20 protein-coding genes are annotated in these 15,375 nt (G+C 68.3%); 7 read left to right on the top strand and 13 right to left on the bottom strand.

The window, feature by feature from the left end; genetic code table 11:
* Positions 1–41: 41 nt before the first annotated feature.
* The 7 genes from GON01_RS04115 to GON01_RS04085 all read right to left on the bottom strand — a co-directional run bounded on the left by GON01_RS04115 (position 42) and on the right by GON01_RS04085 (position 7,045).
* Positions 42–911 (bottom strand): N-acetylmuramoyl-L-alanine amidase family protein, encoded by an 870-nt coding sequence (locus GON01_RS04115; RefSeq protein ID WP_232328650.1) that lies wholly within the window; start codon positions 909–911, stop codon positions 42–44.
* A 55-nt stretch (positions 912–966) separates the two neighbouring features.
* Positions 967–1,740 carry an exodeoxyribonuclease III gene (xth, locus tag GON01_RS04110; RefSeq protein WP_157026105.1) on the bottom strand — a complete coding sequence of 258 codons (774 nt, stop codon included), beginning with the start codon at positions 1,738–1,740 and terminating at the stop codon, positions 967–969.
* Positions 1,741–1,763: 23 nt separating this feature from the next.
* Positions 1,764–2,093, bottom strand: a complete 330-nt coding sequence (erpA, locus tag GON01_RS04105; RefSeq protein ID WP_181599886.1) for an iron-sulfur cluster insertion protein ErpA — start codon at positions 2,091–2,093, stop codon at positions 1,764–1,766.
* A 73-nt stretch (positions 2,094–2,166) separates the two neighbouring features.
* Positions 2,167–2,811 carry a M23 family metallopeptidase gene (locus GON01_RS04100; protein ID WP_157026456.1) on the bottom strand — a complete coding sequence of 215 codons (645 nt, stop codon included), beginning with the start codon at positions 2,809–2,811 and terminating at the stop codon, positions 2,167–2,169.
* 173 nt (positions 2,812–2,984) lie between these two features.
* A complete protein-coding gene (locus GON01_RS04095; RefSeq protein ID WP_181599885.1) occupies positions 2,985–3,776 on the bottom strand; it encodes a ferritin-like domain-containing protein in 792 nt (263 codons plus the stop codon).
* 120 nt (positions 3,777–3,896) lie between these two features.
* On the bottom strand, positions 3,897–4,361 hold the full coding sequence (locus GON01_RS04090) for a peroxiredoxin (protein WP_157026103.1): 465 nt from the start codon (positions 4,359–4,361) through the stop codon (positions 3,897–3,899).
* Positions 4,358–7,045: a bifunctional [glutamine synthetase] adenylyltransferase/[glutamine synthetase]-adenylyl-L-tyrosine phosphorylase gene (locus tag GON01_RS04085; RefSeq protein ID WP_157026102.1), complete on the bottom strand. Its 2,688-nt coding sequence runs from the start codon at positions 7,043–7,045 to the stop codon at positions 4,358–4,360. The genes GON01_RS04090 and GON01_RS04085 overlap by 4 nt, the downstream gene beginning before the upstream one ends.
* Before the next feature lie 107 nt (positions 7,046–7,152).
* Between GON01_RS04085 and GON01_RS04080 the strand changes: the two genes are divergently transcribed.
* A complete protein-coding gene (locus tag GON01_RS04080; protein WP_157026101.1) occupies positions 7,153–7,299 on the top strand; it encodes a hypothetical protein in 147 nt (48 codons plus the stop codon).
* Positions 7,300–7,308: 9 nt separating this feature from the next.
* Here GON01_RS04080 and GON01_RS04075 read toward each other — a convergent pair whose 3' ends face one another.
* The 3 genes from GON01_RS04075 to GON01_RS04070 are packed head-to-tail and all read right to left on the bottom strand — an operon-like array spanning position 7,309 to position 9,049.
* Complete coding sequence (locus tag GON01_RS04075; RefSeq protein WP_157026100.1) at positions 7,309–7,998, bottom strand: sigma-70 family RNA polymerase sigma factor; 690 nt, start codon at positions 7,996–7,998, stop codon at positions 7,309–7,311.
* Positions 7,999–8,047: 49 nt separating this feature from the next.
* Entirely contained in the window at positions 8,048–8,185 is a 138-nt protein-coding gene (locus tag GON01_RS16565) for a hypothetical protein (protein WP_181599884.1), read from the bottom strand.
* Between the two features lie 60 nt (positions 8,186–8,245).
* Complete coding sequence (locus tag GON01_RS04070; protein WP_157026099.1) at positions 8,246–9,049, bottom strand: response regulator; 804 nt, start codon at positions 9,047–9,049, stop codon at positions 8,246–8,248.
* A 230-nt stretch (positions 9,050–9,279) separates the two neighbouring features.
* Here GON01_RS04070 and GON01_RS04065 point away from each other — a divergent pair, with 230 nt between their 5' ends.
* From GON01_RS04065 to GON01_RS04055, 3 genes are all read left to right on the top strand, one after another.
* The gene (locus GON01_RS04065; RefSeq protein WP_157026098.1) at positions 9,280–9,444 is read left to right on the top strand and encodes a NepR family anti-sigma factor; all 165 of its coding nucleotides are present in this window, start codon (positions 9,280–9,282) and stop codon (positions 9,442–9,444) included.
* 9 nt (positions 9,445–9,453) lie between these two features.
* Positions 9,454–11,049 (top strand): sensor histidine kinase, encoded by a 1,596-nt coding sequence (locus GON01_RS04060; RefSeq protein WP_157026097.1) that lies wholly within the window; start codon positions 9,454–9,456, stop codon positions 11,047–11,049.
* Positions 11,050–11,311: 262 nt separating this feature from the next.
* On the top strand, positions 11,312–11,446 hold the full coding sequence (locus tag GON01_RS04055) for an entericidin A/B family lipoprotein (RefSeq protein ID WP_157026096.1): 135 nt from the start codon (positions 11,312–11,314) through the stop codon (positions 11,444–11,446).
* A gap of 12 nt (positions 11,447–11,458) precedes the next feature.
* Here GON01_RS04055 and tatC read toward each other — a convergent pair whose 3' ends face one another.
* The gene (tatC, locus tag GON01_RS04050; RefSeq protein ID WP_181599883.1) at positions 11,459–12,229 is read right to left on the bottom strand and encodes a twin-arginine translocase subunit TatC; all 771 of its coding nucleotides are present in this window, start codon (positions 12,227–12,229) and stop codon (positions 11,459–11,461) included.
* The gene (gene tatB, locus GON01_RS04045; protein WP_157026095.1) at positions 12,226–12,561 is read right to left on the bottom strand and encodes a Sec-independent protein translocase protein TatB; all 336 of its coding nucleotides are present in this window, start codon (positions 12,559–12,561) and stop codon (positions 12,226–12,228) included. Before tatB ends, tatC begins: the two co-directional genes overlap by 4 nt.
* Before the next feature lie 177 nt (positions 12,562–12,738).
* On the opposite strand from tatB, the gene GON01_RS04040 reads away from it, so the two are divergent.
* On the top strand, positions 12,739–13,218 hold the full coding sequence (locus GON01_RS04040; RefSeq protein ID WP_157026094.1) for an Hsp20 family protein: 480 nt from the start codon (positions 12,739–12,741) through the stop codon (positions 13,216–13,218).
* 112 nt (positions 13,219–13,330) lie between these two features.
* On the opposite strand, the gene GON01_RS04035 is transcribed toward GON01_RS04040, so the two are convergent.
* The gene (locus GON01_RS04035) at positions 13,331–14,011 is read right to left on the bottom strand and encodes a Crp/Fnr family transcriptional regulator (protein ID WP_157026093.1); all 681 of its coding nucleotides are present in this window, start codon (positions 14,009–14,011) and stop codon (positions 13,331–13,333) included.
* 157 nt (positions 14,012–14,168) lie between these two features.
* Between GON01_RS04035 and GON01_RS04030 the strand changes: the two genes are divergently transcribed.
* Complete coding sequence (locus GON01_RS04030; protein WP_157026092.1) at positions 14,169–14,318, top strand: hypothetical protein; 150 nt, start codon at positions 14,169–14,171, stop codon at positions 14,316–14,318.
* 37 nt (positions 14,319–14,355) lie between these two features.
* Positions 14,356–15,213 carry a LytR/AlgR family response regulator transcription factor gene (locus GON01_RS04025; RefSeq protein WP_157026091.1) on the top strand — a complete coding sequence of 286 codons (858 nt, stop codon included), beginning with the start codon at positions 14,356–14,358 and terminating at the stop codon, positions 15,211–15,213.
* The last annotated feature ends 162 nt before the right edge of the window (positions 15,214–15,375 follow it).

Here is a 15,375-nt window from a genome sequence, read left to right as displayed (position 1 = left end):
CTCCCGGCTCTAGCAAGTTTCGGCCGCATTGGAACGGGGTATCACCGGCTGGCGAGGCGCTTGGCGAAATGCATTTCGATCGCGCGTGCCACGGCCGCGCCGACCCGGGCGCGGCTGTCGTCGGACGCGAGCAGGCTGCGGTCCGCCTCGTTGGTGATGTAGCCGGTCTCCAGCAGCACCGACGGCACGTCCGGCGCCTTCAGCACCACCAGAGCCGCTTCGCGGTGATAGTCGCGGCGGAACCGCAGCACCGGCCGCGCCTCGCGATAGAGGAGGTTGGTGAAGCTGGCCGCGTCCTCCAGCGATTCGCGCTGGGCGAGATCGATCAGGATCGAGGTCACCGCTTCGCTGCGCCCGCTCAGATTGACGCCGCGGACGATGTCGGCCTTGTTCTCGCGATTGGCGAGCGCGGCGGCCTCGGCGTCGGACGCGACCGCGGAGAGGGTATAGAGCGTCGCGCCATGCGCGGCTTGATCGTCGCCGGCGGAATCGGCGTGGATCGACAGGAACAGCGAGGCCCCCAGCTCCCGCGCCATTTCATAACGCTCGCGAAGGGCGAGGAAGCGATCGTCGGTGCGGGTCAGCGCCACGCGGACCCGCCCGTGCCTTGCAAGCGCGTCATGGACCGAGCGTGCGACCGCGAGCGTCAGGTCCTTTTCCTGCTCGCCCGTCGCCGCCTTCGCGCCCAGATCATAGCCGCCATGGCCGGCATCGATCACCACCAGCGGCGCGCCGGCGGGGCCGGTGACCCCGGGCATCGGCGGCGGCGGCGGCGGCGGATCGAGCGCGATGGTGAGCGTGTTGCCCTCGCTCGCGGCGAACCCCGGCGTCATCACGGCAAGCCCGGCCAATCCGAGCAGCAATGCCGCCCCGGCCAGGCTTCGTGCGAGCAGCTTCGCGCTCAGGTCCAATCCGCGTGCCCCAAAGGTTTCGGCCGCGTTTACCGTCTTTTGGTTAACAAAGCGACTAGTCGCGCAGCGTGGCCCAGGTCGGCGCGTGGTCGCTCGCTTTTTCGCGGCCGCGATAGCTCTTGTCGACGCCGGCGTCGGCCAGCCGGTCGGCCGCCTGCGGGCTCAGCAGCAGATGGTCGATGCGGAAACCTGCGTCGCGCTGCCAGCAGCCGGCCTGATAGTCCCAGAAGGTCCAGAGCGGCGTGACCGGGTGGCGCGTCTTCAGGGCGTCGGTCCAGCCCTGGTAAAGCAGCCGGCGGAAGGCCTGGCGGCTCTCCGGCTGCATCAGCGCATCATGCGCCATCGCCGAGACCGAGAAAGTGTCGGCATCGGTCGGGATCACATTATAGTCGCCCGCCAGCACCACCGGCCGTTCCTCTGCAAGCAGGTCCGCCGCATGGGCGCAGAGCCGCTCCATCCAGAGCAATTTGTAATCGAACTTCGGGCCCGGCACGGGATTGCCGTTGGGCAGGTAGATCGAGGCGACCACAACGCCATCAACCTCGGCCTCGAGATAGCGGCTGTGGGTGTCGTCGGGGTCGCCGGGCAGGCCGCGCATCCGCTCGACCGGGTCGGCGCCTTTCGCGAGCACCGCGACACCGTTGAACCCCTTCTGCCCGTGCCAGACCGCGCCATAGCCGGCCGCGCGCACGTCCGCCTCGGGAAAGGTTTCGTCGGAGGATTTCAGCTCCTGGAGGCAGACCACGTCCGGCTTCTGCTCCTCCAGATACTCGATCAGGCGAGGCAGCCGGGCCTTGATGCCGTTCACATTGTAGGTGGTGATGCGCATGCCCCCCACCTAGCGGCGCGCGGTCAGACCGAAAAGCTCGATCCGCAGCCGCAGCCGGACGCGGCGTTCGGGTTCTCGACCTTGAACGCGGCGCCGCCGAGATTCTCGACATAATCGACGGCCGCGCCGCGGACGAGATCGAGGCTGACGCTGTCGACAACCAGCGTCACGCCGTCACGCTCGACGGTCAGATCGCCGCTCTCGACGCCGTCGGCCAGGCCGAATCGATACTGGAAGCCGGAGCAGCCGCCGCCTTCGACCGACAGGCGCAGGATCGCCGGCTTGCCCTGGCGCTGGGCGATCGCCGCGACGCGCTCGGCGGCGGAAGGGGTCAGCTGAATGGGATCGCTCACGCCCTCGATGTAGGAACGAAAAAAGCCGCCGGCAACAGCGCCGGCGGCTTCCCTCTCCCGTGTCACGGAAAACTCAGTTGGTGCCGAGCGCCTCGCCGTCCGGGCCGCCCTGGGCAAGCGGAGCGGTCATCGCGTTGACGCGCTGCTTCATCGCGACCGCCAGCTCCGCGGAATCGAGATACGGCACCGGGTTCACCGCGCGGCCGTCCATGCGGACCTCGTAATGGAGGTGGCTGCCGGTCGAGCGGCCGGTCGAGCCCATCAGCGCGATCACTTCGCCGCGCTTCACCCGCTGGCCGGGCTGCACCATGATCTTCGACAGGTGGCCGTAGCGGGTCTCAAGACCGCGGCCATGCTCCAGCTCGACCAGGTTGCCATAGCCGCCGGTCCAGCCGGCGCGCTCGACGATGCCGTCGGCGGTGGCGTAGATCGGGGTGCCGGTCGGGCCGGGAATGTCGACGCCGGCATGCATCGCCGCGGTGCCGCGGAACGGGTCCGAACGCACGCCGTAGAAGCTGCTGAAGTTGAGGTTCGCGACCGGCTTGAGCGACGGCACCGACATGCTGCCCTGATCCGCCGGCACGTTCTGCCCGACCTGGTCCATGCTCTTCCACGACTGGAACAGCGCCTTGTACTGGGCATCGCCGCTATCGGCCGACGCGGCCACCGACGTGGAAGCGACGGCGATGGCGAACGCCGACCGCACGATCACCTTCATATTGAAAACACGGCGGAACTTGTTTGCGCGCACCGCGTTGGCTTCGGTTGAGAACAAGACTCGTCCTTCCGGCGACCTCTCGACCCGCGCGACCACCGTCGCGCCGGACCTTGTGATTCCTTGCCGTGCGGAGCCCCCCGCTCGGCTTGCCGGACTTGTCTGCAATCAGCTGGTTAATGACAACCTACCATATAGAACGCACGGGTCAGACCGGCCCGCTCGCGCGCCGAGTCGTTGAACGGAGGCTTCAGCGAGCCCCGAAAATGCCGCGCGACCAGCGACTGCCAGGTCGGAATCGGGTCCAGGCCCGCCGATTCACAACCATGACGGAACCAGCGCGTGCCGGCACGGACATGGCGCTCCTCGTCGGTCAGGATGCGGCCGAGAATGCGCGCGGTCGCAAGGTCGCCGGCGCCTTCGAAGCGCGCGATCGTTGCCGGGGTGATGTCCAGCCCCCGCGCCTCCAGCACCATCGGCACCACCGCCAGCCGGGCGAGCGGGTCCTGCGCGGTTTCCTCCGCAGCCTGCCATAGCCCGTCATGAGCCGGCAGCGCGCCGTAATGGCTGCCGAGCGCGCGCAGGCGCCGGTCGAGCAGCGCGAAGTGCATCGCTTCGTCGGCGCCGACGCGCATCCAGTCGTCGGCGAAACCGCGCGGGAAGCGGGCGCCGAACCGCCCGGCCATGTCGAATGCAAGGTCGATCGCGACGAACTCGATATGCGCGAGCGCGTGGATCATCGCGATTCGCGACGCGTCGGAGCCCGCCCGACCCCGCTTCGGCATCCGGTTGGGCGGCAGCAGCTCCGGCGCAGCGGGACGCGCCGGCCGGTCGGGCATGGCGGCGGAGAAGGCATGCGCCAGCCGGCCCAATCGCCAGTCGCGCGCTGCCGCGCGGGCGGCGCGGACCTTGGCGTAAGGCTCGGCGGTCGTGAGGACCGTCAGCGCTGCGTTTGAGATATCAGGCACTATGAAACACCGTTCGGGCTGAGCTTGTCGAAGCCCTCCCTTGTCTTTCTGAACCGCCGTATGAAGAAAGGAAGGCCGTCGACAAGCTCAGGCCGAACGGTGTTTAGCGCGTCAAGCCGTTTACGCGAGTTCCCGCGCCGCCTTCAGCACCTCTTCCGCATGGCCCGGCACTTTCACCTTGCGCCATTCGCGGGCGATCCTGCCGTCCTTGTCGATCAGGAAGGTCGAGCGCTCGATCCCCATATATTTGCGGCCATACATGCTCTTTTCGACCCAGGCGCCGAACGCCTCCAGCAGCGCGCCGTCGGCATCGGTGCCGAGCGGGACCTTCAGCCCGTATTTGTCGGTGAAGGCCCGGTGTTTCTTCGCCGTGTCCTTCGACACGCCCAGCAGCGCGACGCCGGCCGTCGCGAACTGGTCGGACAGGGCCGTGAAATCCTGCGCTTCCCTGGTGCAGCCGGACGTATCGTCCTTCGGATAGAAATAGAGCACCAGCGGCCTGCCGCGCCATGCGGCAAGCGTCGTCTGGCTGCCGTCCGGCCCTTCGAACGCCGTGTCCGGCGCCTGCTCTCCGACCATCGTCATTCCTCCTCGCTTCGCGCAACGATCCGCGCCCAGGCTTCGCGCACGCTCTGCCGCGCGGCGGCATAGCCTTCAAGCAGCGCGTCCCAATCGCCAAAGCCGCAGGCGCGGGCGACCAGCGCGCGCGCCGGCCCGTCCGGCTCCTGCGCATCGGGCGCGACCAGACGGAGCGTGACGAGCATCCGCGCCAGTACTTCGTAAGCTGCGATGAAGGTGGGCGGCAGCAGGTCTTTGGCGATCAACGCCGCGATCGCGGGCCCGAGGCGCGGATCGAATCCGGCGCGATGCTCCAGCTGGCCCGCGTGCACGCAGAACTCCAGGTCGACCAGACCGCCTTCGACCAGCTTCGCATCGAGCGCGCCCGCGGGCGGCTTGTGCCGCGCCATGTCGGTGCGCATCGACACCACGTCTTTCAGCAGCTTGGCCGTGTCGCGTGGGCGGCTCAGCACCTCGTCGATCACCGCCTGCACGCGGGCGCGCGCGGCATCCGAACCGAACACCGGCCGGGCGCGGGTCAGCGCCATATGCTCCCAGGTCCAGGCGCTCTCGCGCTGGTAATCGGCGAAGGAGTCGATCGTGACCGCGAGCAGCCCCTTCGATCCCGACGGCCGCAGCCGCGTGTCCACTTCGTACAACGCGCCGGCAGCGGTCGGCACCGTCAGCGCGGCGGTGACCCGCTGGGCGAGGCGGTTGTAGTAGCGCGTCGCCTCCAGCGGCTTGGGCCCATCGGAGACCGCGTCGATCGTGCCGGTGAACAGATAGATCAGGTCGAGGTCCGACGCGTGCGTCAGCGCGGCGCCGCCGAGCCGGCCGAGGGCGAGGATCACCAGCTCGCTGCCCGGAACGCGGCCGTGCTGGCGGGCATGATCCTCGACCGTCGCCGTGGCGAGCGTTCCGAGCGCAGCCTCCGCCACCCGCGCATAGCCGGCGGCGACTTCGAGCGGGTCGCTGGCCCCTTCGATCAGCTGGACGCCGAGTGCGAAGCGTCGCTCGCCGACCGATCGCCGGACATGATCGAGCAGCCGCTCATAATCTCCGCCCTCGGCCGCCGCGAAGGTGCGGGCGAGATCGGGCACGGCCGGCGCAGGCTCGAAGGCGGTTGCGTCGATCAATCCATCGAGCAGCTCCGGCCGCCGCCCGAGCGTCGCAGCCAGCGTCGGCGCGTGGCTCAGCAGGTCGGCGAGCAGTCGCAGCAGCGGCGGCCGTGCCGAAAGCAGGCGGAAGAAGTTGATCGCGCTGGGCAGCCGGCCGACAATGTCGTCCATCCGGTGCAGCGCGGCGTGCGGATCCGGGGCGCGGCCGAGCGCCTCGACCAACCCCGGCAGCACCTCTTCCAGCGCCTCGCGCGCCGCCGGGCTCTGCACCGCGCGCACGCCCCCGCCGCGCCAGCGCTCGATCACCGCGCGCGCCGCGTCGGGCGGATTGAAACCGGCCTTGGCCAGCGCGGGCGCAAGGGTGGCGCCGACCGGCAGCCCCTCGGCCGCGCCGTCCTCCAGCGCGTCGTAGATGCGGCCGACCCCCTCCACCTGCGGGCGGAGCAGGTCGAGCAACGCCGCGCCGTCGCCCAGCCCGTGGAGGCGCGCGACATTGTCAAGCGCCGATTGCTCGCGCGGCAGTTCGTGCGTCTGGCGGTCGTCGACCATCTGCAGCCGGTGCTCGATGGTGCGGAACAGGCGATAGGCATCGGCCAACTGCATCGCCTCGCCGCTGCCGATGATACCGGCCATGGCGAGCGACCGGAGCGCCGGGATCGTCGTGGGCGAGCGCAGCCTCCGCTCCCGCCCGCCATGGATCAGCTGGTGGATCTGCGCGAAGAACTCGACTTCGCGGATGCCGCCGCGCCCGCGCTTCAGGTCATAGCCGGGGCCGAACGCTTCGCGGCCGTGCTGCGCGCGGATGCGGTGCGACATCGCCCGCATTTCCTTGACCGCGCCGAAATCGAGCGAGCGCCGCCACACGAACGGGCGGATCGCGTCGAGAAAACGCTGTCCCAGCGCAATGTCGCCGGCCGCCGCCCGCGCCCGGACGAACGCAGCCCGCTCCCACGCGACCGCGCTCGATTCGTAATAGGAGATCAGCGCGTCGATCGGCAGCGCGATCGGCGTCACTTCGGGGGACGGACGCAGCCTCAGGTCGACGCGGAACGCATAGCCGTCGGCATCGCGCGCCTGCAGCAGCTCGATCACGCGTCGCCCGATCCGCACCGCTGCCTCGGCCGACTCCTCGCGCGACCGGTGCGGCAGGGTTGCGGGATCATAGAGGAAGATCGGGTCGATGTCGGACGAGTAATTGAGCTCGCGCCCGCCATGCTTGCCCAGCGCGATGACCGCAAAGCCACGAGGCGGCTCGCCCGGCATGCGCTCGTCGATCGCGGCGGCGATCGCGGCGTCGAGGCTGCGGTCGGCGAGATCGCTCAGCCCTTCGACCACCGCTTCGAGCGGCAGCACCCCGGCCAGATCGCCGATTCCCAGCACCAGCGCGGTCCGCGCACGTTCCAGCCGCAGCCGCCGCGCGACTGGTTCCGCGTCGTTGCCGGCTCCGCGTGCCTTGAGCGCCCCGGCCAGATCTCCGGCGGCGAGAAGCTCCGCCAGATCGGCATGCCGCTCCGCCTGCGCGCGCAGGAAGGGGGCATGGCGGACGGCCCGTTCGAGCGCTTCTGAGAGCGGAGCGGAAGCTGTTACATCCATGCCACAGTCTTTGACCGGGCTTTGTTCCGCCCGCAACACCGAGGCAACTTCACCCAGATTAGCGCGTTGGACCCTGTATGTTCAACGGAGGGCCTAAAGAGCGCATGATGACGGGAGACAGGTTCATCGCCGTTTCCCGGCCGTCGCCGGCCGAAGGCGTCGGCCGCGCGCTGCAGGTGGCATTCCGCGACGGCTTCGAGCTGCCGGCAGACATGCGCGCCTGCCTGGACCGGCTCGACCGCATCACGATCTAGCGGTTTTCCCTAGCGGCTTTCTTCTTCGCCGTCGTCGTGCTGGCCGGCCACGATCTCCACGTCGCGGCTCAGGTCGTCGACCTGGTCCATGATCGTCTCGAGCGCGCCGCCATGGCCATGCCCCGGGCTTTCGCGGCGGGAGGGCAGTGCACCGTCGGTCAGCAGCGCCTCCAGCGCGACCCGGCCGCGGGCGACGCGGCTCTTGATCGTGCCGACGGCGACGCCGCAAATCTCGGCCGCTTCCTCATAGGCGAAGCCGCCGGCGCCGACCAGGATCAGCGCCTCGCGCTGCGGCTGCGGCAGGTGCATCAGCGCACGCTGCATGTCCGCCAGTTCGACGTGCCGGTCCTGGCTGGCGGGCGCCGCGAGCAGCCGGTCGGCGGCGAGATCGTCCCACTCTCCCTTGAAGCGCGCGCGGCGCATCTGGGAGAGATAGAGGTTCCTCAGGATGATAAAGGTCCAGGCACGCATATTGGTGCCGGCCTGGAAACGTTTGCGCGCCGCCCACGCCTTCAGCAGCGTCTCCTGCACCAGATCGTCCGCGGTGTCGCGGTTGCCGGACAGAGACCGACCGAACGCGCGCAGATGCGGGATCACCAGCGCGAGCTGCTCGCGGAATTCCTCGTCCGACAGCGCCGCGTGGGGAGCGGCGGGCGGCTCATGATCGTGTTCGACGCGACGGGCGTGGGCTTCGGCCATTCCAAACCTTGGATACGAGGTGATCGTGGGCGCGCGCGAAAGCCGCGCGTCACACGAAATAGATGACGATGAAGGCGAGAATCACAAGCGCGAGGCTGATGGCGAGAATGTAGCGGACCACGCCCGGCTTCGAAGCCGCGCGAGCCTCGGTCGACGTCCGATGGACTTCTTCTTCCGCCATTTTCATTTCGCCCCTGCCACGGATGGACCCCACGATAACGCGGCCATCCGTGGCAAGTTCCGGGGCTTAGGCAGGAACGGTCGCCCGGTCGAAGAAAAGCGCCTGGGCGATCGCCGCCTTAACGGTCGAGCGCTGGAACGGCTTGGTGATCAGGAAGGTCGGCTCCGGCCGCTCGCCGGTCAGCAGCCGCTCCGGGAAGGCGGTGATGAAGATGACCGGCACCGTGAATTCGGACAGGATGTCCTTGACCGCGTCAATGCCGGAGCTGTCGTCGGCCAGCTGGATGTCGGCGAGCACCAGTCCCGGGCGCCGTGACCTGGCCTGTGAGACCGCCTCGTCGCGCGTGACGGCGACGCCGGTGACCTCATGCCCCAGGTCGCGCACGATCGTTTCCAGGTCCATCGCGATGATCGGCTCATCCTCGATGATCAGCACCTCGGCGCGGGTCTGCTCCTCGATCTCGGAAAGCGCTTCGGCGACCAGGCGGTCGACCTCGTCCGCGTCGGCATCGATCAGATAGCCGGCATCCTCGGGCGTGAAGCCCTCCATCGCGGTCAGCAGCAGCGCCTGGCGCGGCAGCGGCGTGATCCGGGCGAGCCGCGCGCGCGCGATCGACTCGTTATCGCCGCCTTCTGTGCCGGCTTCGGGCTCGTCGTCATTGGCGACGTTGACCGATCCCCAGATCGCCTGGAACGTCTTGTAGAGCCCCAGCCGCGGGTCGACGTCGCGCGGGAACTCCTCGGGCGCCTGCACGATCGCCTCCAGCGCCGCCTTCACATAGGAATCGCCGTGCTGCTGGCTGCCGGTCAGGGCGCGCGCGTAACGGCGAAGAAAGGGCAGGTGCGGGGCCAGTTGTTGACCAAGCGACATGTGGGCAAGTCTCCAAGCTCTGTGGCCCGTCTCATGGATCGGGCTTCGCAGGCTTGGCAAGCCCCCTCCCCCCAAGCGCCCGACGGGAAAAATATTCTGGCGCGGTGGTGGAACAAACGAAACGATATTTAGTTTCACGTGCGGCATCAGGCGGCTATCAGCGCCTGCGTCGCTCTTGTGGGTGCATCAAATCCTATGCATTTCGGCCGCGAGCCGGTTGTTGGGGGGTAGTGTTGGTTCCGAACGCCAAGCGCAAAGTTGAACGGAAGGCTCCGAGGCAAAAGGGCGCCGCTCCGGACACCAGCGTCGGTCACGCGCTCCGATCGGTCTATGAAAAGGCCGTCGAGGAGGATATTCCCCAGGAGATGCTGGACCTGCTCGGCAAGCTCAAATAGCATCTGCGGATGGCCAGCGCTGCCCCCGCGCGCGCGGCGACTGCAGCGGTTTTCGACCGGTTCTCCCGTCTCTCCGCCGGTTTCCGCCTGATCATATTGCTGAGCGTCGCCTTGCTGCCGCTCGGGCTGCTGGCCGTGCTCGCTTCGCTACAGATTTCGCGCAGTGCCGACCTTGAACGGCGAGCGACCGTCCGCATCGCTTCGTCCGAAGGCGCGCGCCGGCTGGCGTCGGAGCTGTCGATCGACACGGCCGCGCTCCGCTCCGCCGCCAACCTGCTGGAGCGCGGCGGCAACGAGGCGTCGACCTGCTCGCGCACACTGAGCGTGCTCGCGACCTCGTTCAACGAGCCGACGCGCTTCGCCATCGTCAGCCGCACCGGGCGCGTCGTCTGCGGCGCCCCCGCAATCGCCGCGCGCCGCGCGCCGCCGGACCAAGGCGGAGACGTCATCGCCAACCTGTCCGGCGACGGGCTGACGCTGACGCTGCCCGGCGACACGCGCAGCTTCATCGCCGTCGTTTTCTATCCGGCCGAGCAGCTCGCCGGCATCCTGCAGCCGGCGACGTTCGTCGCCCCCTACAGCCTCTCGATCCGCAAAGGCGAGCAGACGCTGGCGCTGATCCACGACTATCGCCCCGGCATGCTGCAGCGGCACGAGACGGTGACGACGCCGGTGCCGGGCATGCCGCTGTCGCTGATGTTCGACGTGCGCAGCGTGCCCTTCTCCCCGGCCGAGCTGCTGACCATGTCGCTTCCGATCATCATGTGGCTGGTCGCGCTGGCGATCGCCTGGCTGGTGGTGAACCGCCTGGTGCTGGGGCCGCTGGGGCAGCTGCGCGCCAACATTGCCACCTATCAGCCGGGCGAGATCGCCAATCCGCTCCGCCGGATGACGATCCCGGCCCGCGAGATCGAGGAGCTTGGCGAGACCTTCCAGACGATCAGCCGCACCGTGGCCGCTCACGAGGACGAGCTCGCCAGGGGCCTGTCCCGCCAGACGCGGCTGACGCGCGAGGTGCATCACCGGGTCAAGAACAACCTCCAGGTCGTCTCCAGCCTGATCAACCTGCACGCGCGCGCGGCGAAGACCGCGGAGGCCGGCGCGGCCTATGCCACGATCGGGCGCCGCGTCGATGCGCTCGCGGTCGTCCACCGCAACCATTATGCGGAGCTGGAAGAGAATCGCGGCGTCAACCTGCGAGCGCTGATCGGGGAGCTGAGCGCCAACCTCAGGGCAACGGCGCCCGGCGAGGCGAACCGGCTCGCGATCCTGATCGACGTGCCACCCGTTTATGTCGGGCAGGATACCGCGATCCCGGTCGCTTTCCTGACGACGGAGCTGATCGAGCTGGCGATGACCGTCGACCCGGCGGCCTCGATCCGTGTCTCGGTGCTGCGCCAGGCCGAGGCCGACCGCGCCTGCCTGGTGGTCGGATCGCCGGCGCTCCAGGATTCGGACGAGCTGCAGCGCCTGCTGGCCGGCCGCTACGGACGCGTGCTGGAAGGCCTGGCGCGCCAGTTGCGCAACCCGCTCGAACGGGATCCGGAAGGATCGTTCAAGGTCTGCTTCCCGCTTGTCCCGGATCCCACGCCCGGCGCGGAGTAGATTTCGCGAAAATAATTTTGCGGGGCCGGGAACCGGGTGTCGCGAGGCACGTTCTGCACTTCGGATAGCGACCTTTTGCCCCCCCGCTCTCGCTGTCCAAGACAATGGGCCCGGACACGTCAGCCTCCCCCCGGTGACGTCTCCGGGCCCAAATTTTTCCTTCCCTGCCGACAGTTCGCCGCCTCTTTCGGATGCGGAACAGCATCGCGGCTCGCGCATTTCAACCGCACGCGCGCTGGGTCGCGCGCGCAGGAGACAGACAATGCTTCGCAAATCGATCGCGCTGGCACTGGTCGCCGGATCGTTGCTGATCGCAGGCTGCAACACCGTCAGCGGGGCCGGCAAGGATCTTCAGTCCGCCAGCAAGGAGACCAAGGACGCAATGAACGGCAAGTAAGCCGTCCCGCCTTCAGGCCTCCTCGGCAGCCGTCGCGGAGGCCTGCTTCTTTCGCCGCTTCTCGGTGAACCAGATCGCGATCAGCGCGAATTCGTAGAGCAGCACCAGCGGCGTCGCCAGCAGCAGCTGCGACACGATATCCGGCGGCGTCAGCACCGCGGCAACCACGAACACGATCACGATCGCATAGCGACGGCCCCGCACCAGCTGGTCGCGGGTGACGATGCCGGCGCGCTCCAGCAGCATCAGCAGCACCGGCGTCAGGAACGCGACGCCGAACCCGAACATGAACTTGGTGACGAAGTTCAGGTAATTGCCGATGCCGGGCAGCGCCTCCTGCTGCACCCCGCCGACGTTCCCCTGGAAGCCCAGCAGAAAGTGCAGCGCGATAGGCATGGCGAGATAATAAGCGAGCGCCGCGCCCATCGCGAACAGCACCGGCGTCATGATCAGGAAGGGCAGCAGCGCCTGCTTCTCGTTCCGGTAGAGGCCTGGCGCGACGAATTTCCAGATCTGGCTGGCGATGACCGGAAAGGCGACCATGATCGCCGCGAAGAACGCGACCTTCACATTGACGAAGAAGGCCTCGAAAATGTCGGTGTAGATCAGCTTGCCCTGCCCCGCCTTCAGCAGCGGCTGCACCAGGAAGGCGAAGATCGGCTTCGCGAAATACAGGCAGACGCCGAACGCGCCCGCGAGCGCCGCCAGCGACCAGAGCAGCCGTCGCCTCAGCTCGATCAGATGGTCGAGCAGCGGCGCGCGCGTTTCGTCGATGTCTTTCACCGCGCGCCGTCTCCGTCGGCGGCCGGGGCGGGGGGGTCCGCGGGCGCGGGCGGCGCAGGCTCGGGTAGCGGCAGCATCTGCGGCGCGTCCTCGGTCATCGGATGCTCGCGCATGATGCGCTCATTCTCCTCCGCCCACTTCTTTTCCATTTCGGCGAGCTCGGATTCGCGGATCATCGTGTCGATCCCGGCGCGGAAATGGCGGGCGACGCCGCGTGCGCGCCCGACCCAATAGCCGAGCACGCGCATCGCCTTGGGCAAGTCCTTGGGACCGATCACCACCAGCGCGACCACGGCGCAGAGCAGCAATTCGGTCGGAGCAACATCGAACATCGGTCGCGCGTCTAGGCGAAATGGCGGGGCGCCGGAAGACCCGCCGGATTCTTGAACTCGCTCGATGCGATCATAGATTCCGTTACGTCAGGCTGCCGGTAGCGGGGCCTGGCGCTTTGCGGGCGCCGCCGTTCGGGGCGCCAAAGGCAGTCAACTTGCTCATACGGAGACTTTGATATGCGTAATTTCGACCTGACCCCCTATCGCCGCTCGATGGTCGGCTTCGACCGGCTGTTCGACCTGCTGGAAAGCAGCGCGCGCAGCGCCGCGAGCAGCGACAATTATCCGCCCTTCGACCTCGAACGGGTGGCGGAAGACCGTTATCGCATCACGCTGGCCGTCGCCGGTTTCAAGAAGAACGAGATCGACATCACCGCGCAGCAGAACCTGCTGGTCGTCGCCGGGAAGAAGGATGCAACCGGCCAGGACCGTTCCGGCGTCCTGCACGCCGGGATCGCCAGCCGCAGCTTCGAGCGGCGCTTCGAACTCGCCGACTTCGTGCGGGTCGACAGCGCCGACCTGGCCGATGGCCTGCTGAGGATCGAGCTGGTGCGCGAAGTGCCCGAGGCGATGAAGCCGCAGAAGATCGCGATCGGCAGCAAGGAGCAGCCGGACGCGGTCAATGACTCCAAGACCATCGAGCACGCTGCGGCGTAAATAAGGCGGGGCGGCCGACCCCCTGGCGCGGCCGCCCCTGTTCGCGGAAGACATGACGACGGAATCGCCGGGCCGGGACCTACATGCCCGGAGCCGGCGCAACGGCCTTAAGCTACTCGGCCGCCATCGCGATCTCTTCCAGAACCTCCATGTCGAGGACGCGGACGCGTCCCTGCTCCAGCGCGACGATGCCGGCATCGGACCAGGCACCAAGCTGGCGGTTGATATTTTCGCGGCTGATGCCGGCAAAGGCGCCGAGCTCGCTCTGACTGAGCTTCAGGGCGACGCCCTCGGCGCCGTTCTGCATCAGCCGCTGGAGCGACCGCGCCAGCCGAGGGCCGGAGGCATAGGCGCGGTCGCTCTCGATCGTGTTGTTCGCGTTGCGCAGCCGCCGCGCCATCTCGCGCAGCAGCCGCCACGCGACGCTCGGGTGCCGCTCCAGCACCTCGCGGAACGCGTGCGCGCTCAATTTCATATATTGGCCCTCGCCCAGCGCGGTGGCGCTCGCGGTCCGCTCGCCGCCGTCGAGCAGGGCGATCTCGCCCAGCACGCTGCCGGGCTCCAGATAGTCGAGAATGATCTCGCGGCCGTTGGACGCGACCATGCTGACGCGGATCGTCCCGTCCAGCAGGATGATCAGATAGTCGCCGGCATCGCCCTGGTGCAGCAGCACGTCGCCCTTCTTCATCGGGCAAAGCGCCGCGCGCTCCAGCAGATCCTGCAGCTCCGCGGCTCCCCAGGAGGAGAGCAGCGCGCTGCCGGACATCATCCGTGACAGATCCTCGGCGTTCATCCCCATCTCCGGCCAAGCCATGCTACCACGCTTACGCAACAATACTGAGCACCTTGTGGCCCGATTCGGCAGGCCCGGGTGTGACAGGTGTCACAGGCCGCCGCCACGAACCAAATCTTCACGACCGAGTAAGCGATTTGCGCGACAAGATTCCCCTATGTTCGGCTATTCGCGACTGTTCCGAAGCCGCTGGAAGGCGCTGATCTGGGCCGCGGGCGTGCTGTGGTTCGCGGCGCAGGTCTGGGCGCCCGACGACTCCGCCGCCTCGCCTCCACCCGACGCCGATGCGCAAAATGTGCTGGAATAGCTTTCGCCCGGCGGCCGAAGGCCTTATCTGATAGCGCATGCCATACCTGCTCGAACGCTCATCCGCCCGTGAGCGGCTGCGCATCGTTTGCGCGTTAGGCTTCTGGGCCGCGACCTACCTGCTGTTCCTCACCTGGAACCAGCTGCAGGACGAGTTTCCGTCGTCGATCTGGCAGGCGCGCCGCCTGCTCTCGACGATGCTCGGCGGCTTGCTGTTCTTCGGCTTCACGCACCTGGCGGATCGGGTCGCCGCGCGCGGGTTCCGGCACCGCGCCCTCGTCCTGTGTGGTGCGGCGATCGGATGCTGCGTCGCGATGATCGTCGGACGAGCGCTGATCGATTTCGTGCTCGCGTCGAGCTTCGGCGAACCGGTCGCGGCGCTTCAGAGGCACGTCCGCTTCACGATGATCTGGGGCGGCTATTTCGCCGGCGGCGCGCTCGCGTTTCTGAGCTTCGCGCCAGGCCTGGCTATGTCGTCCGCGGCAAAGGAGGTCACGACCCGGGAGGCGCTGCCGGAGAGTGCCAACGACAGCGCCTGGCCCGATGCGCTCTGGGTCAGCCGCGGGCGCGAGACGGTGCGGGTGCCGGTCGAGACGATCGAGTGGATCGAGGCCGAAGGCGATTATGTCCGGCTGCACGCAAGCGCGGGCGGCGGGCTGCTCCGCGCGACGTTGTCGAGCCTGGAAACCAAGCTGGACCCGGCGGTGTTCGCCCGGGTCCACCGGTCCGCGATCTGCCGCCGCAGCGCGATCGTCGCGATGATGCGCAAGCCGAGCGGGGCGATGGCGGTGCGGCTGGAGGCGGGGGCCGAAGTGCCGGTCGGCCGCAGCTACCGGGACTCGATCGACGCGCTGCTGGCGCCCGCGCGGGAATCGCAAAGCCGCGCATCGGCGTGACGTTCGGCGCGCCAGGCCTGCCGTTCGCCGTGCCAATGTGACGTTGACCGCAGCGGCGAGCGCTCCATCGACCTTCGATTTCTAAGCTTCGCCGGTTGCGGCACAGGGCTCGCGTCCTGTCCGGCGTCGCTCCCCCAACCACCCCCACGGCGCCGGGCAGGG

The sequence above is a fragment of the Sphingomonas horti genome (genome assembly GCF_009753715.1).
GTDB lineage: Bacteria > Pseudomonadota > Alphaproteobacteria > Sphingomonadales > Sphingomonadaceae > Sphingomonas_B > Sphingomonas_B horti.
The sequence above is the reverse complement of the archived record's forward strand: the minus strand, read 5'-3'. Positions and strand labels throughout refer to the sequence as shown.

What these genes read in the sequence shown, in the direction of transcription:
- GON01_RS04055 (WP_157026096.1), top strand. Translation starts at nt 11,312, where the DNA reads ATGCTTCGCAAATCGATCGCGCTGGCACTGGTCGCCGGATCGTTGCTG.
- GON01_RS16565 (WP_181599884.1), bottom strand. Translation starts at nt 8,185, where the DNA reads ATGAAAATGGCGGAAGAAGAAGTCCATCGGACGTCGACCGAGGCTCGC.
- xth (WP_157026105.1), bottom strand. Translation starts at nt 1,740, where the DNA reads ATGCGCATCACCACCTACAATGTGAACGGCATCAAGGCCCGGCTGCCT.
- GON01_RS04100 (WP_157026456.1), bottom strand. Translation starts at nt 2,811, where the DNA reads ATGAAGGTGATCGTGCGGTCGGCGTTCGCCATCGCCGTCGCTTCCACG.
- GON01_RS04075 (WP_157026100.1), bottom strand. Translation starts at nt 7,998, where the DNA reads ATGGCCGAAGCCCACGCCCGTCGCGTCGAACACGATCATGAGCCGCCC.
- GON01_RS04085 (WP_157026102.1), bottom strand. Translation starts at nt 7,045, where the DNA reads ATGGATGTAACAGCTTCCGCTCCGCTCTCAGAAGCGCTCGAACGGGCC.
- GON01_RS04060 (WP_157026097.1), top strand. Translation starts at nt 9,454, where the DNA reads ATGGCCAGCGCTGCCCCCGCGCGCGCGGCGACTGCAGCGGTTTTCGAC.
- GON01_RS04040 (WP_157026094.1), top strand. Translation starts at nt 12,739, where the DNA reads ATGCGTAATTTCGACCTGACCCCCTATCGCCGCTCGATGGTCGGCTTC.
- GON01_RS04030 (WP_157026092.1), top strand. Translation starts at nt 14,169, where the DNA reads ATGTTCGGCTATTCGCGACTGTTCCGAAGCCGCTGGAAGGCGCTGATC.
- GON01_RS04070 (WP_157026099.1), bottom strand. Translation starts at nt 9,049, where the DNA reads ATGTCGCTTGGTCAACAACTGGCCCCGCACCTGCCCTTTCTTCGCCGT.
- GON01_RS04035 (WP_157026093.1), bottom strand. Translation starts at nt 14,011, where the DNA reads ATGAACGCCGAGGATCTGTCACGGATGATGTCCGGCAGCGCGCTGCTC.
- tatB (WP_157026095.1), bottom strand. Translation starts at nt 12,561, where the DNA reads ATGTTCGATGTTGCTCCGACCGAATTGCTGCTCTGCGCCGTGGTCGCG.
- GON01_RS04090 (WP_157026103.1), bottom strand. Translation starts at nt 4,361, where the DNA reads ATGACGATGGTCGGAGAGCAGGCGCCGGACACGGCGTTCGAAGGGCCG.
- GON01_RS04025 (WP_157026091.1), top strand. Translation starts at nt 14,356, where the DNA reads ATGCCATACCTGCTCGAACGCTCATCCGCCCGTGAGCGGCTGCGCATC.
- GON01_RS04080 (WP_157026101.1), top strand. Translation starts at nt 7,153, where the DNA reads ATGACGGGAGACAGGTTCATCGCCGTTTCCCGGCCGTCGCCGGCCGAA.